General features: G+C 64.3%; 12 protein-coding genes and 1 pseudogene. 11 read left to right on the top strand and 2 right to left on the bottom strand.

Annotated elements, in window-relative coordinates:
• Nucleotides 1–14: 14 nt before the first annotated feature.
• On the top strand, nucleotides 15–1,424 hold the full coding sequence (gene der / locus IPK66_16710) for a ribosome biogenesis GTPase Der (GenBank protein ID MBK8176833.1): 1,410 nt from the start codon (nucleotides 15–17) through the stop codon (nucleotides 1,422–1,424).
• Between the two features lie 94 nt (nucleotides 1,425–1,518).
• Here der and IPK66_16705 read toward each other — a convergent pair whose 3' ends face one another.
• Nucleotides 1,519–2,076, bottom strand: coding sequence for a hypothetical protein (locus IPK66_16705; protein ID MBK8176832.1), 558 nt, complete (start codon nucleotides 2,074–2,076; stop codon nucleotides 1,519–1,521).
• A gap of 215 nt (nucleotides 2,077–2,291) precedes the next feature.
• Here IPK66_16705 and IPK66_16700 point away from each other — a divergent pair, with 215 nt between their 5' ends.
• From IPK66_16700 to IPK66_16655, 10 genes and pseudogenes are all read left to right on the top strand, one after another.
• Nucleotides 2,292–3,044, top strand: a complete 753-nt coding sequence (locus tag IPK66_16700) for a DUF1538 domain-containing protein (protein MBK8176831.1) — start codon at nucleotides 2,292–2,294, stop codon at nucleotides 3,042–3,044.
• 6 nt (nucleotides 3,045–3,050) lie between these two features.
• Nucleotides 3,051–3,836 (top strand): DUF1538 domain-containing protein, encoded by a 786-nt coding sequence (locus IPK66_16695; GenBank protein MBK8176830.1) that lies wholly within the window; start codon nucleotides 3,051–3,053, stop codon nucleotides 3,834–3,836.
• A complete protein-coding gene (locus IPK66_16690; GenBank protein ID MBK8176829.1) occupies nucleotides 3,833–4,183 on the top strand; it encodes a P-II family nitrogen regulator in 351 nt (116 codons plus the stop codon). The genes IPK66_16695 and IPK66_16690 overlap by 4 nt, the downstream gene beginning before the upstream one ends.
• The gene (locus tag IPK66_16685) at nucleotides 4,180–4,578 is read left to right on the top strand and encodes a CBS domain-containing protein (protein MBK8176828.1); all 399 of its coding nucleotides are present in this window, start codon (nucleotides 4,180–4,182) and stop codon (nucleotides 4,576–4,578) included. Before IPK66_16690 ends, IPK66_16685 begins: the two co-directional genes overlap by 4 nt.
• 24 nt (nucleotides 4,579–4,602) lie before the next feature.
• Nucleotides 4,603–5,091 (top strand): annotated as a pseudogene (locus IPK66_16680) (pyridoxamine 5'-phosphate oxidase family protein).
• A 447-nt stretch (nucleotides 5,092–5,538) separates the two neighbouring features.
• Entirely contained in the window at nucleotides 5,539–7,119 is a 1,581-nt protein-coding gene (locus tag IPK66_16675) for an efflux transporter outer membrane subunit (protein ID MBK8176827.1), read from the top strand.
• Between the two features lie 31 nt (nucleotides 7,120–7,150).
• Nucleotides 7,151–8,344 carry an efflux RND transporter periplasmic adaptor subunit gene (locus IPK66_16670; protein MBK8176826.1) on the top strand — a complete coding sequence of 398 codons (1,194 nt, stop codon included), beginning with the start codon at nucleotides 7,151–7,153 and terminating at the stop codon, nucleotides 8,342–8,344.
• 18 nt (nucleotides 8,345–8,362) lie between these two features.
• Entirely contained in the window at nucleotides 8,363–11,530 is a 3,168-nt protein-coding gene (locus tag IPK66_16665) for an efflux RND transporter permease subunit (GenBank protein ID MBK8176825.1), read from the top strand.
• 238 nt (nucleotides 11,531–11,768) lie between these two features.
• On the top strand, nucleotides 11,769–12,407 hold the full coding sequence (locus tag IPK66_16660) for a DedA family protein (protein ID MBK8176824.1): 639 nt from the start codon (nucleotides 11,769–11,771) through the stop codon (nucleotides 12,405–12,407).
• A gap of 75 nt (nucleotides 12,408–12,482) precedes the next feature.
• On the top strand, nucleotides 12,483–13,355 hold the full coding sequence (locus IPK66_16655; protein MBK8176823.1) for an alpha/beta hydrolase: 873 nt from the start codon (nucleotides 12,483–12,485) through the stop codon (nucleotides 13,353–13,355).
• 72 nt (nucleotides 13,356–13,427) lie between these two features.
• On the opposite strand, the gene IPK66_16650 is transcribed toward IPK66_16655, so the two are convergent.
• On the bottom strand, nucleotides 13,428–14,213 hold the full coding sequence (locus IPK66_16650; protein MBK8176822.1) for a VOC family protein: 786 nt from the start codon (nucleotides 14,211–14,213) through the stop codon (nucleotides 13,428–13,430).
• Nucleotides 14,214–14,333 lie beyond the last annotated feature (120 nt).

Here is a 14,333-nt window from a genome sequence, read left to right as displayed (position 1 = left end):
GTCAAGCATCATCAATGACCGTCAACATTGCCATCGTCGGCCGACCGAATGTCGGCAAGTCGACCCTGTTCAACCGTCTTGCCGGGCGCAAGATGGCCATCGTCGACGATACGCCGGGGGTGACCCGTGACCGCCGGGAGGCTGAAGGGCGCCTCGGCGATCTCAGCTTCCGCATCGTCGATACCGCCGGATTCGAGAACGCGCGGGCCGATAATCTCGCCGGCCGCATGCAGGCGCAGACGAAGCGGGCAATCGAACAGGCCGCCGTCGCTCTGTTCGTCATCGACGCACGCACCGGCCTCGTGCCGCTTGACCGGGAGCTTGCCGCAACATTGCGACGCTCCGGCCTGCCCACCGTGCTCGTCGCCAACAAGTGCGAAGGCCGCGCCGGAGAGGCCAATCTTGCCGAAACCTTCGCCCTCGGCCTGGGGGCACCGATCCCGCTGTCGGCCGAGCACGGTGACGGGCTGAGCCTGCTCTATGACGCCTTGCGACCGATCGTCGATGCGGCCGAGGCCAAGACGCCCGAAGACGCGACACCCGACAGCACAACGCCCGATGGGGCGGCCAGCGATCCGCCGGCGGCGGGCGCGAGCGAGGCACCACTGCACCTCGCGGTCGTCGGCCGGCCAAACGTCGGCAAGTCGACGCTGATCAACCGGCTGATCGGCGACGAGCGCCTGGTCACCGGCCCGGAAGCCGGGATCACCCGCGATGCGATCGCCATCGACTGGTCATTTCGCGGTCGCGCCCTGCGCCTGTTCGATACCGCCGGACTGCGGCGGCGCGGACGCGTCGACGACCGCCTCGAGGAACGGGCCGGCGCCGACACCGTGCGGGCGATCCGCTTCGCCCATGTCGTGGTGATCGTCATCGACGGCACGGCCGGACTGGAAAAACAGGACCTGACGATCGCCGACCAGGTCATCGCCGAGGGCCGCGCGCCAGTCCTCGCGGTCAACAAGTGGGACCTGCTTGGCGCGCGTGACGCGGCCGTGGCGGGGATTTCCCATCGCCTGGAAAATTCGCTGTCACAGGTGCGCGGCCTGCGCGTCGTGCCGCTCTCGGCACTGACCGGCGAAGGCGTGGACGCGCTGCTGCCGGAAGTGATGACGATCTACGACGTGTGGAACCGGCAGGTGACAACGCCACGGCTGAACCGATGGCTGGCACAGATGACCGACCGGCAGGCGCCGCCGTCCATGCACGGCCGGCCGATCAAGATCCGCTATGCAACCCAGACCAAGGCACGGCCGCCGACATTCCTGCTCTTCGCCAACCGGCCGGAGGCGGTTCCGGAAACCTACGTGCGCTATCTCGCCAATGGGCTCCGGGACGAATTTGGCTTCGCCGGCGTCCCGCTCCGCCTGACACTGCGGCGTTCGCGCAATCCATACGCGGCGACCGGCCCGTCATCGCCTTAAGGCATTGCCAAAAACCCCGCAGGCCACGCCGTCGATAGACAGAAAGGGCGGCCAGCCGCCCCCCCCCCCGCCCCGCGCTCATCCCATCCCACACTCAGGCTGCGGCGTGCTGCACGGACCGGTGGGGTCTCACATCGGCGAACTCGTGCGCGAAAAGGCCAAGCGTGCGGCGATTCGCCGGTACCGGCGCGCAGAACCGCCGATACTGCTCGGCCAGCAAAACGATTTCGAGCTGGCGGCGCCTGCCGCCGAGCGCGTTGAGGCGGTTGGCCGTCAGCAGCGACGAGGCGAACAGCGGTTCTTCGGAGATGGGGATCATCTTCACCCAGACATGGCGCATCGTCCGATGATCGCCCCGTTGCTGGATTTCCGCGCGCAGGGCCTCGAACCCGTAATTCAGGCCCCACTTCACCTGTGCCTCGAGGCGCGACAGGCGTGTTCGCGCCCGGCCCGTGCCGGCGATGTATAGAACCTCGATCGCATCAACGTTCTCACCCCATCCGATCAGGTAGACGCCGGCAGCACCGTGCCCTTCGCCATCGGCCCCGAGAGCGTTACCCTGCTCGCGGGTTGCCCACGGCAACCAGTCCGAGACATCGTCGAGTTGCAAGTCCCGGCAAACCTCATCCACCCATGCCGCACCAGCGGTCATGCTCCGATTCCTTCCAAAGACTCCATCGCGTCCGTCGCGACGACGGCGGAGCAAAATAACCGATCTGGCGCTCTTCGGCTGTGACGGCACGCGCGCCGATTTTCTTTGCCGTCCTGTGACACCGGATTGCGCTGCTGGATCGGGCGACGAAAACCAACGACAATCGCGATCCCTTACTGCGACTTTTCACCGCGTTCAGCGCAGGAACCCGGCCGATACGCAAAATCCTCAGATCCGTTCACGCATCGATCGCAGCGCCGCTGCGCGACCTGGCGCCGCTGGCGCTGGTCGTGGCCTTCTTCCAGGTCATCGTGCTCGACCGGCCGTTCCCGGATTTGCAGCGTGTCCTCATCGGCGCTGTGTTCGTCGTCGCTGGCCTGCGCCTGTTCGTCATCGGTCTTCAATCCGGGTTGTTCCCGTTGGGCGAATCGATGGCTCAGGCGTTCGCCCGGAAGGGCAGCGTTATCGCGCTGATTTCCTTTGCCTTCGCGCTCGGTGCCGCGACCACAATTGCCGAGCCGGCGCTGATCGCCGTCGCCTCCGAAGGCGCGGCGGCGGCCGCCGATGCTGGCCAGATCGCCACCACTCTCGAGGGTCGTGCCGCCTATGCGCTGGAACTGCGGCTCACCGTCGCCGTTTCCGTCGGTTGCGCCCTCGTGCTCGGCGTTTTGCGCATTCTCAAAGGCTGGCCCCTTTATCGGATCATCATCGCCGGCTACGCCGTCGTCATCGCCATCACGCCGCTAGCCCCGGTCGAAATCGTCGGGCTCGCCTACGACTGTGGCGGAGTGACGACCTCGACCGTCACCGTGCCGCTGGTCGCCGCCCTCGGCGTCGGCCTCGCCTCGAGCCTGCGCGGTCGCAACGCGCTCACCGACGGCTTCGGCCTGATCGCCTTTGCCAGCCTTCTTCCAATCCTCTTTGTCCTGGTGTTCGGCATCGTCTCCAATCGGGCGAGCGGAGGCTGAGCGCGCATGGACCTGCTCGATCGGACGCTGGTGATCGCGGGCGCGACCGCCGTCGATGTCGCGCCGATCGTCGCGGTGCTGCTCGGCTTCCAGGTGTTGGTGCTGCGCCGACCCATCGCCAACGTCCGGCGAATCGCCGTCGGCTGCGCCGCCGTGGTTCTCGGGCTGACGCTGTTTCTCGTCGGGCTCGAAGAAGCGCTGTTTCCCATCGGCCGGACGATGGCGCAGCAGTTGACCGCGGTTTCGCCGATGATCGCAGCCGGGGCCGCCAACTGGTCCGCCTATGGCTGGGTCTACGCCTTCGCCGCCGCCGTGGGCTTCGCCGCCGCCATCGCCGAGCCGGCGCTGATCGCCGTGTCCCTCAAGGCCGAGCAGGTCTCCGCCGGAACGATTCCGGCCACCGGCTTGCGCGTTGCCGTCGCGGTGGGTGCCGGCCTGGGTGTCGCGGTGGGCACGTTGCGGATCGCCGCGGGATTGCCCATGCCGATGATGATCGCCGCCGCCTATGCCATCGTCGCGCTGCAGACGGCGGTTGCGCCGCGCGCCATCGTACCGATCGCCTATGACGTTGGCGGCGTGACCACCTCGACGGTAACCGTACCGGTAGTGACCGCACTCGGCCTGGGTCTTGCGAGCGCCATTCCCGGACGTAGTCCGCTGCTCGACGGCTTCGGACTGATTGCATTTACGTGTCTGTGTCCCATTATGTCGGTGCTCGCCTACGCGACTGTCGCACAAAGCGTGCGCCGCCGGCACTCGAGGGGACGAGAGGAGACGGGCGAAGAACGATGAAGCTCAAACTGATCATGGCGTTCGTTGCCGAGGATCGTAGCGAGGACGTGCTTGATGCGGCCCGAGCGGCGGGCGCAACCGGAGCTACGGTCATCACCAACGTCCGCGGCGAGGGACTAAAACCGGAGAAGACGTTTTTCGGCCTCGATCTCGCGGCGCAATGCGATGTGCTGCTGTTTCTTGTCGCCGAGCCGAAAGCGCGCGAGATTCTCGAGACGATCGCCCGCGTCGGCCGGCTCGACAGCGAACCGGGCGCCGGGATTGCCTGCCAGATCGCCATCGAGGATGCCGTGGGCCTGAGCTCGCAGCAGTCAGCGCTGCTCACCGCGATCGCGGAAAAAATATGAGCGCGACCCACATTCCGCACGTCGGCGACGTGATGAGCAGCGACGTGCGCACCATCGGCCGGATGGCGACGGTCTCGGAAGCGATCAATGCCATGCGCGAGGCGGGGGTGAGCTCGCTTGCGGTCGAGCGGCGCGATCCGGATGACGAATTTGGCCTGATCGTCGTCACCGACATCGCCCGCGAGGTCATCGCCAAGGATCGGTCCGCCGAACGCGTCAACGTCTACGAGGTCATGTCCAAGCCGGTGCTGACAGTCGCGGTAGACATGCAGGTGAAGTATGCGGTGCGGCTGCTGGTCAAGTTCAACGTCTCGCGCGCGCTCGTCGTCGACGCCGAACGCGCACCGGTCGGTATCGTCACGCTGCGCGACCTCGTCCTGCGGCACGCGGAGTAGGCGGGGCACCTCGGCGGCGGACAAATAAGCTGGCGTCGGCGAACAACGGGAGAAGCTGTGCAAAAGCGCGGATCGGCAAGCGAAAACAAAACCGAGACGGCGAACGCCGCGCGGGCCCTGGCGCGTTCGCGGCGAGTGGGCATGCTGGCGACGGCGCTCGCCAGCGACGACAGCCGGCCCTATGCCTCGCTGGTCACCTATGCCTGCGATACCGATGCTAGTCCGATCTTTCTATTCTCCACCCTCGCCGATCACACGCGCAACCTTGCCGCCGACGCACGTGCCTCGTTGCTGATCGAGGATGCGGGCCGCCGCGCGAACCCGCAGACAGGCCCCCGCCTGACCCTCGTCGGTCGAATCGCTCCCGATGAGGAGCCGCGGCTGCGCCGTCGATTTCTCGCCCTGAACCCCGGCGCGGCGATGTACGCCGAATTCGGGGATTTCCGTATCTACCGCATGGCGATCGAGCGCGCTCACTGGGTCGGCGGCTTCGCGCAAGCCCGCTGGCTGGAGTCCGCCGCCGTGCTCTCGGCCGCCGCCGCGGCGGCGGCGATCGGTGAGGTCGAGCCGGGCGCGATCGCCCACATGAACACCGCTCACGGCGAGACGATAGGACTCTACGCCCGTCAACTGCTGCGCCGGGCCGGCAGTGGCTGGCGCATCGTCGCGCTCGATCCGGACGGCTGCGACCTCGTCCGCCGTGCAACCACCTTCGCCCGCCTGTCTTTCCCTCAGCCGGTCACCGACTCCACCAGCCTGCGCGAGGCGTTCCTTGCGCTCGCCGCCACGGCACGGTCCGGCGCAGCGGCAAGCTGAGTTCACCACTGCCCCGATCAACCGCGCCGATCCACCTTCCGATAGCGGCACGGCACGGCGACGCGCATCCGTTGACTTCCCGGTTACTGCCAGTCTAAAGGTGAGAATGCCAAGGTGGAATCAGGCCATCGCAGTGATGCATTCATGAGTGCAAGCGGACGAGCAGCGGCTCTGCTGGGTATTGTTCTTGCTACTGCCGGCTGCACGATGGTCGGCCCCGACTTCACCGCGCCTGACGTTTCGATTGCCGACCAGTGGATGGAAGCGCGCGACGCGTCGGTCGATGCGACGCGCGCGATTGATGCCGCCTGGTGGACCGTGTTCGATGACGAGGCGCTCAATCGCCTGGTTACGAGCGCCTATCAGCAGAACCTGTCGCTACAGGCCGCTGGCGTGCGCGTCCTTCAATCGCGCGCGCAACTCGCGATTGCCGTCGGGAACATCTATCCTCAGACGCAACAGGCGTTCGGCTCGATCTCCTACAACAGGGAAAGCGAGCGGGCACCGTTCCAGACGCAGTCGAGCGCCAGCGCCCTTACCTATTGGCAGGACCAGATCGGCCTGCAGGCGGCATGGGAGATTGACTTTTGGGGCCGCTTCCGCCGGGCGGTGCAGGCAGCCGACGCCCAGCTTCTCGCCTCGATCGCCGATTACGACGACGTCCTGGTCACACTCACGGCAGACGTTGCGACCAATTACGTCAACATCCGCACGCTCGAAGCGAGACTCGGAATCGCCCACGACAACGTCAAGGTCCAGCGCGAGAGCCTTAATATCGCCGAGATCCGCTTCCAGGGCGGCACGACGAGCGAACGCGACGTCGAGCAGGCGCGCACGGTACTGGCCTCCACCGAAGCCACAATCCCGCAGCTCGAAGCGGCGTTACGACAATCGAAGAACGCGCTGTGCGTTCTTCTCGGCGTGCCGCCCCAACCGCTCGATTCCGAACTGTCGCTTACCTCGGGCATTCCCGTCGCGCCAGCGCAAGTCTCGGTCGGCATCCCGGCGGATCTGCTGCGGCGGCGCCCGGACGTGCGCGCGGCCGAACTCCAGGCGGCATCGCAAAGTGCGCAGATCGGTGTCGCCAAGGCCGACCTTTATCCGGCGTTCTCGTTGACCGGCAACTTCGGATATCTGTCGTCCGACTGGTCCCACTACGATCTGACCGACATCTTCATGAGCAAAAGCCGGGCGTTTTCGATCGGCCCGACAATTCAGTGGAACTTCCTGAACTACGGGCAGATCACCAACAACGTGCGGGCACAGGACGCCGCCTTCCAGGCACAGCTCGCCGTCTATCAGAACACCGTGCTCGTCGCCCAGCAGGAGGTCGAGGACGGATTGGTCGCCTTCCTCAGAGCACGGCAACGCACCGATCTGCTGCAGGAAAGCTCAGCGGCGGCGCGTCGCTCGCTTGACCTTGCCGTCCTTCAGTATCGCGAAGGCATCACCGATTTCACCACCGTGCTCACGGCGGAACAGAATCTGCTGACACAAGAGGACTCTCTGGCGGTCAGTCGCGGCGACATCCCCTCGAGCCTGGTCCGCACCTATCGCGCGCTCGGCGGCGGCTGGGAAATCCGCGGTGACGGAGAGCTGATTTCACCAGCGGTTCGCGACGCGATGGATCGGCGCACCGACTGGGGCACGCTGTTAACCCCCGGGGAAGTGCAGCGGGCGAGCGAGCAGCCGCCTTCCGCCTTCGCTCCCACTCCGGTCTGGTAGGATGGCCTTATCGATGAGACTTCCCGCGTGCATGCCGAAACGTCGCTCCGGCCCGTGGCTCGCTGCACCCGTCGTGATCGTCGCGCTGTCGGCGCTGTTCCTCACCGCGTGCGAGGAAAAGAACGAATACAAGGCGCCACCGCCACCGAAAGTGACGGTAACGAAGCCGATCCAGAAATCGGTGACGGACTACCTGGAATTCACCGGCAATACCCAGGCGATCTATACGGTGCAACTGCGGGCGCGGGTCGAAGGCTACCTTGAAAAACTGCACTTCCAGGACGGCGCCGACGTCAAGCGCGGCGATCTGCTGTTCAGCATCCAGCAGGACCAGTACAAGGCGCAGTTGCAGCAAGCGCAGTCGCAGTTCCAGACCGAGCAGGCCGCGCTCGAACACGCGGAGACCGAATTCAAGCGCTATTCCCGGCTTTATGAGCAGAAGGCGGCGGCGGCGACCGATGTCGACAACTGGCGCTTCCAGCGGGATTCGGCGCGCGCGGCCCTGACCAACGCCCAGGCCGCGATCGATCTCGCCCAACTCAACATGGAGTACACGCGGGTCACGGCGCCGTTCAACGGCCGCATGGGCCGCAGGCTTGTCGATCCGGGCAACCTCGTCGGCGCTGGCGGTGAGGAAACCACCCTAGCCGAGATCAATCAGATCGATCCGATCTATACCTACTTCACGATCAACGAGCGCGAACTGCTGAAGGTCCGCCAAGCACAGCAGGAAGGCGGCGGCGGTGACTATCGCCAGCGACCAATTCCGGCTTGGCTCGGGCTCGCCAACGAAAACGGCTACCCCCATGAAGGCCGCATCGACTTCGCCGCGATCAGCGTCGATACGACGACCGGAACCTTGCTGTTGCGGGCGGTCTTTCCGAATCCCGACCGGGTTGTCCTCGCCGGGCTGTTCGCGCGTATCCGCGTGCCGGTCGGACGGACGGCAAACGCCATTCTCGTACCGGAGGTGGCTCTTGGTACCGATCAGATCGGGCGATACGTACTGATCGTCGATGACAAGAACACCGTCGAGCGCCGGGCCGTCACCACGGGGACGCTCTTGGGCGAGGAGCGGGTGATCCAGGAGGGTTTGAAGGGTGACGAGCGTGTGATCGTCAACGGCCTTCTCAGGGCTATCCCGGGCCGTCAGGTCACGCCGGAAATGCAGGGCGAGGCGACACCCACGGCTGCATCCGGCGGCACCGCCGCTGCCGGCGGCTGACGAACCCGGAGCAGCCGCATGTCGAAGTTTTTCATCGAGCACCCGATCTTTGCCAACGTCATCGCCATCATCACGATCATCATCGGTGCTGTTTGTATCGCCACCCTGCCGATCAGCCAGTACCCCGAGATCACACCGCCAACCATCCAGGTCTCGACGAGTATGCCGGGCGCCAGCGCCGAGACGGTCGCCAAGACCATCGGCGTGCCGATCGAACAGGCGGTCAACGGCGTCGAAGGCGCGATGTACATGTCGTCGACCAGCGGCAGCGATGGCAGCTACACGCTGACTATCAGCTTCGATGTCGGCAGCAATCTGAATACCGCCTTATCGCTGGTACAGAACTACGTTAACACCGCTCTAGCGCAACTGCCGGCGGGGGCAAATGCCCAGGGCATCACCGTTCGCAAGGTCAGCACCAACATTCTGTTGGTTATCAACCTTTATTCGGATAGCGCTGAGTTCGACGAAAAATTTCTCGCCAACTACGCCATCATCAACATGCAGTATCCGCTGGCGCGGCTTCCCGGCGTCGGGCAGGTCAAAGTCGTCGGCGCCGGCAAGTACAGCATGCGGGTATGGCTCGATCCGAACAAGCTGCAGTACTTCGGACTGACCACGCTCGACGTCGAGCGGGCGATCGAGCAACAGAACGTGGAGGTCGTCGCCGGCCAGCTCGGCGGTCCGCCGGTGCCGAAAGATCAGGCGTTCCAGTTCACCGTCAACGCCCTCGGCCGTCTGTCGGACATTGAAGAATTCCAGAACATCATCGTCAAAACCAGGCGCGACAACGAAACGGCGCAGATCGTCCGCATCCGTGATCTCGCCCGGGTCGAACTCAGTCAGCAGACGTTCGCCAACTTCTCGCAAGTCTACGGCAAGCCCGCGGCGCACATCGTCTTTTATACGCTGCCCGGCGCCAATGACCTGGATGTCGCCAAGTCCGTTCTCGCCGAAGTCGAGAAGATGAAGGCGAAATTCCCAGAAGGGATGCATTACGCGTCGGTCTACAATACGACGAAGTTCGTCCAGCAGGCGATCAGTTCCGTTTATCATACACTGTTCGAAGCCGCGATCCTCGTCCTGATCGTGATCATGGTCTTTTTGCAGAATTTCCGGGCGATGCTGGTTCCGGCAACCACCGTGCCGGTGACGATCATCGGCGCCTTCGCCGCAATGGCGGCGCTGGGGTTCAGCATCAACCTGATGACCTTGTTCGCACTGATCCTCGCTATCGGCATCGTCGTCGACGACGCGATCATCATCGTTGAGAATGCCTCGCATTATATCGAAAAGGGCCTGACACCGAAGGACGCGGCGATCAAGGCGATGTCGGAACTGACCGGCCCGGTCATCGGCATCACTCTGGTGCTCATCTCCGTGTTCCTGCCGGCGGCTTTCCTGCCCGGGATCAGCGGTCAGCTCTTCCGCCAGTTCGCCCTCGTCATCGCCGCGACGGCGGTGATTAGCGCGCTCAACGCCGTCACGCTCAAGCCGGCGCAGTGCGCGCTCTACCTGCGCGCGCGCAAGGAAGGTTACCGCCCGAATGCCTTCTATCGCGGCTTCAACCGCGTCTACAGCTACATCGAGCGCTTCTACGTCGGCATCGTCTCCTGGATGGCGCATCGCACCGGATTGATGCTGCTCGTCTTTTTTACCGTGATCGTCATCGCCGGCTGGCGCTTCTCCCAACAGCCGGGCGGGTTCCTGCCTACGGAAGATCAGGGCTACTGCATCGTCGCCACCAAGCTTCCGGACGGAGCGGCCCAACCTCGGGCGCGGGCGGTGGTCGAGAAGATCAATGCCATCGTCTCCAAGGAACCCGGGGTCGGCGGTTGGGTGACGATCGGCGGTCTGTCGATCCTCGACGGGGCCAACCTGTCGACGGCGGTGACGACGTTCGTCACCTACAAGGACTGGAGCGAGCGCGGCTCGGAGCTCAGCCAAGCGCACATCGTCGCCAGCCTGCGCCAGAAGCTCGCCTCAATCGAGGACGCGTTCGTCTTCGTGCTGATCCCGCCACCAATCCGCGGCCTCGGCCAGTCGGGCGGCTTCCAGATGATGGTCGAGGACCGCAGCGACCTCGGACTGACCGAACTCGACAAGGTTGCGCGCGAACTCACTGCGGCCGGCAACGGTCAGACCGGGCTGGTCGGCCTTGCGACGACGTACAGCGCCCGCAGCCCGCAACTCTTCCTCGACATCGACCGGACGAAGGTCGAATCCCTCGGTGTTTCGACGACCGACGTGTTCGCGACCCTGCAGGGCTATCTCGGCTCCGCCTACGTCAACCTGTTCAACAAGTTCAACCAGGTCTACCAGGTCTACGTACAGGCCGATGCGCCATTCCGCCTGCATCCGGACGATATCCGCAGCCTCTATGTGCGCAACAACCAAGACCAGGTTGTCCCGCTCGGCACACTGATGAGCGCACGCACCGTCCTCAGCAGCGAGCTGATCACCCGCTACAACCTCTATCCTGCAGCGCCGATCTTCGGCGCTTCGGCTCCCGGTTTCAGTTCCGGCCAGGGACTGTCGCTGATGGAACAGGTAGCGGAAAACACCCTGCCGTCAGGCATGGATTACGAATGGACGGCAACGGCGCTTCAGGAAAAGCATATCGGCAATACGGCCTACTTCATCTACGCCCTGTCGCTCACCCTCGTCTTCCTTGTCCTTGCCGCGCAGTACGAGAGCTGGACCAGTCCAGCAGCGGTGATCCTGACAGTACCGATGGCGCTCGTCGGCGTGCTGTTGGCACTGATCATCCGCGGCTTCGACAACAACCTCTATACCCAGGTCGGCCTGATCTTGATGATCGCGCTGGCGGCCAAGAACGCCATTCTCATCGTCGAGTTCGCCAGAGAACTGCGCGCCGAAGGCATGCCGATCGTCGAATCGGCGATCGAGGCGACGCGCAGGCGATTCCGCCCGATCCTGATGACCTCGTTCGCTTTCATCCTCGGCGTCGTGCCGATGGCGACGGCGAGCGGCGCCGGTGCCGCCAGCCAGCAGGCGCTTGGCACCGTCGTGGTTGGCGGTATGCTCGCCTCGACCCTATTCGCCATCCCGTTCGTCTCGGTCTTCTACATCACCATGCAGCGGATCAGCGAGCGTCGGTCGGCCAAGAAGGGCGCGCAGGTCCAAACGCCTTCGCCGCCGCCGAGCCAGGCCCCCGCAGAGTAGCCCGCCGGCGAGCATCTGGTGACGAAGGCGCAGCCCGGCGGGTCTTGCAGGCGGATGTGACGAGCGTCCTTGCCGGGCCATGGGCTGGCCTGATAGAACCCCCGCCGCGCCGTTCGCCGGGGTGTGGGCGTCTCGGACCGCTGCCGTGCACGGCAATCGCGATTGTGTCCCAAAACGGCGACTGTTGTGAAACGGCGATTGGCCCCTTTGCCAACGTCACTGAAGAGGCAGATCCGAAGTGATTGAACAGATCCTGTCGTTTCTGACTGGAATCATCGTTGGCACGATATCCGAGACCCGTTACGTCGGTATCGCCTTGCTGATGGCGATCGAGTCGGCCTGCATTCCGCTGCCGTCCGAAGTCATCATGCCGTTCGCCGGGTATCTGGTGTCCCTTGGCAAACTTGATCTTGTCCTCGTCGCCACCGCGGGAGCCATCGGCTGCAACATCGGTTCGGCCGTCGCCTACTTCATCGGACTCTACGGCGGGCGGCCCTTCATCGAGCGCTGGGGTGGTTACGTGCTCGTCGGTACCCACGAACTCGACATTGCCGAAGCCTTCTTCCGTCGCTACGGGTCGGCGACGGTATTCATTGCCCGCCTGCTGCCGGTGGTCCGCACATTCATCGCGTTTCCGGCTGGCATGGCCCGGATGCCGCAGGTGAAGTTTCATCTCTATACCTTCGCCGGATCGTGGCCGTGGTGCTACGGTCTCGCCTACATCGGCATGAAACTCGGCGAACGATGGAACAGCGATCCGCGCATTCGCGAAATCTTCCACCAGTTCGATGCGGTCATCGTCGGTGTTCTGCTGCTGGCGGCAGCCTGGTACATCTGGACACATGTGAAAAAGCGGAAGAAAACAGCGAAGAATTAGACCGACGTGACGCGAAAGCGCGAAATCCGGCATGGCACGTGATCGGGCGACGAAAAGCAGGGCGAGGGAAGAACGATGAGCCAACGAATCTATCGCGTGCTGGATCGGCCGGAAGTCGTCAGTGTTCTATTTTACCCACGCCGGGACGTCGGCGTGCCGCGGCTCGCGCCCGGCGTGCATTCTGTGCGCATTCCGGTCGAAGACGGCGTTCATCTTGGCGGTAAGATCTTCGTCGCCGAGGCACGCGCGCCGGTGATTCTTTACTTTCATGGCAACGGTGAGATTGCCTCGGACTACGATACCATCGCACCGTTCTACACCCGCCTTGGCATCACGCTGTTCGTTGTCGACTACCGTGGATATGGCGTCAGCGGCGGCGCGCCCAACGGCACCAGCCTGATCGACGATGCCTGGTCGGTGTACGCCCAGGCCCAGGGCGTGCTCGCCGAAAACGGGATCACCACCGACCAGTTCTATGTCATGGGGCGCTCGCTCGGCAGCGCGGCCGCGCTCGAAATCGTTCACCGGGCGGAAATGTCAAAGGCCAACAGCATTGCCTCGAACACGGAAAGCAGCCTGCCGAACATCGCCGGTCTGATCATCGAGAGCGGCTTCGCTTATACGTTTCCGCTGATCGAGCGAATCGGCTTTCTCCAGCTTGCCGATTCCTACGAGCACAAGGACGGATTCGGCAACCTTGACAAGATCGCATCAGCCCGGCTGCCGACCCTAATTATCCACGGTGAGCGCGACTGGATTATCCCCATCGGGGACGCCGAGGCGCTGCACGAAGCCTCGCCGTCGACGAACAAGACACTGCTGCGCATTCCCAGCGCCGGGCACAACGATCTGATGCTCGTCGGACGGCAAGCGTATTTCGATGCCGTGGCGTTGTTCTGCGGCCGTTCTCCGACGACCAGCGACGATTCGCCGACGACGGCCGATTAGTCGTGGCCTTCGCGGCGCTTGGCACGTGGCGCCCCCAAAGGCGCCCCCATTTGGCAAACACACCAATGGCGCTTATGTCCTAAGCGCGATTATGGCAAAGACCGCGCCTTGGGGGTCCTGCAGGACGGCGATGCGGCCGACGTCGGGCACGTCGAACGGCTCGCACAGCACCGATCCGCCCGCGCCCTGCGCCTTCACCGCAGCCGTCTCGCAGTCGCCGACGCAAAAATAGATCAGCCAGTGCGGCGGCACCCCCTCGCCGATCGCTGAAAGCGGCAGCATGCCGGCGACCGGATCATCCTCGCGGATGAACTCGACGTACGGCGGATTGCCCATCGGGGTCTGTCGCGCGTTCCAACCGAACAGGCGGGTATAGAAGGCCGCCGCCGCCTCGGTGTCACGGGCGGCAAGTTCGTACCAGCACGCGATTCCGGGTCGCAGACCGAGTCGGGCATATCCCGCGTGCGGGTTGTCGTGCTGCCACAGACAAAACAGCGCACCCTGCGGATCGACACCGACCGCCATCCGTCCCGTTTGCGGAATATCGAAGGGTTCGGCGAGTATCTGCCCGCCAAGTTCGGCGACATCTGTCGCCGCCTGGTCGACACCGTTGACGGCGACATAGATCGACCAAGCCGCCGGCCATCCCTCCTGCAACTGCTCCCCGGACAGGGCGTAGAGACCGGCGACGTCGCCCTGATCCAGCCGACACAGCGTATAGAATCCCTGTGCGCCCATGTCCTGATCGACGAAGCTCCAGCCGAACAGGACTTCGTAGAACGCCTTGGCGCTCGTCGTGTCGGTCGTCGCGAGATCGGTCCAGCAAAAGCAGCCGTGGGCATAGGAGTCGTCGGCCATCGTGCGCTCTCCCTATGGAGTTAGTTCTCGTTTCGCGGAAATCCGACGCGAACCTTAAAGCGCGGTTCGACGGGCGGCAAGAAATGCTACCAAAGGATCGGAGATCAGCCTGATTCGCGC

The organism is Rhodospirillales bacterium, assembly GCA_016712595.1.
Taxonomy (GTDB): Bacteria; Pseudomonadota; Alphaproteobacteria; order Rhodospirillales; family Defluviicoccaceae; genus Defluviicoccus.
The sequence above is the reverse complement of the archived record's forward strand: the minus strand, read 5'-3'. Positions and strand labels throughout refer to the sequence as shown.

Excerpts from the sequence above, each read along its gene's own strand:
- der (MBK8176833.1), top strand. The coding sequence starts at position 15 with ATGACCGTCAACATTGCCATCGTCGGCCGACCGAATGTCGGCAAGTCG.
- IPK66_16705 (MBK8176832.1), bottom strand. The coding sequence starts at position 2,076 with ATGACCGCTGGTGCGGCATGGGTGGATGAGGTTTGCCGGGACTTGCAA.
- IPK66_16695 (MBK8176830.1), top strand. The coding sequence starts at position 3,051 with ATGGACCTGCTCGATCGGACGCTGGTGATCGCGGGCGCGACCGCCGTC.
- IPK66_16690 (MBK8176829.1), top strand. The coding sequence starts at position 3,833 with ATGAAGCTCAAACTGATCATGGCGTTCGTTGCCGAGGATCGTAGCGAG.
- IPK66_16685 (MBK8176828.1), top strand. The coding sequence starts at position 4,180 with ATGAGCGCGACCCACATTCCGCACGTCGGCGACGTGATGAGCAGCGAC.
- IPK66_16675 (MBK8176827.1), top strand. The coding sequence starts at position 5,539 with ATGAGTGCAAGCGGACGAGCAGCGGCTCTGCTGGGTATTGTTCTTGCT.
- IPK66_16670 (MBK8176826.1), top strand. The coding sequence starts at position 7,151 with ATGCCGAAACGTCGCTCCGGCCCGTGGCTCGCTGCACCCGTCGTGATC.
- IPK66_16665 (MBK8176825.1), top strand. The coding sequence starts at position 8,363 with ATGTCGAAGTTTTTCATCGAGCACCCGATCTTTGCCAACGTCATCGCC.
- IPK66_16655 (MBK8176823.1), top strand. The coding sequence starts at position 12,483 with ATGAGCCAACGAATCTATCGCGTGCTGGATCGGCCGGAAGTCGTCAGT.
- IPK66_16650 (MBK8176822.1), bottom strand. The coding sequence starts at position 14,213 with ATGGCCGACGACTCCTATGCCCACGGCTGCTTTTGCTGGACCGATCTC.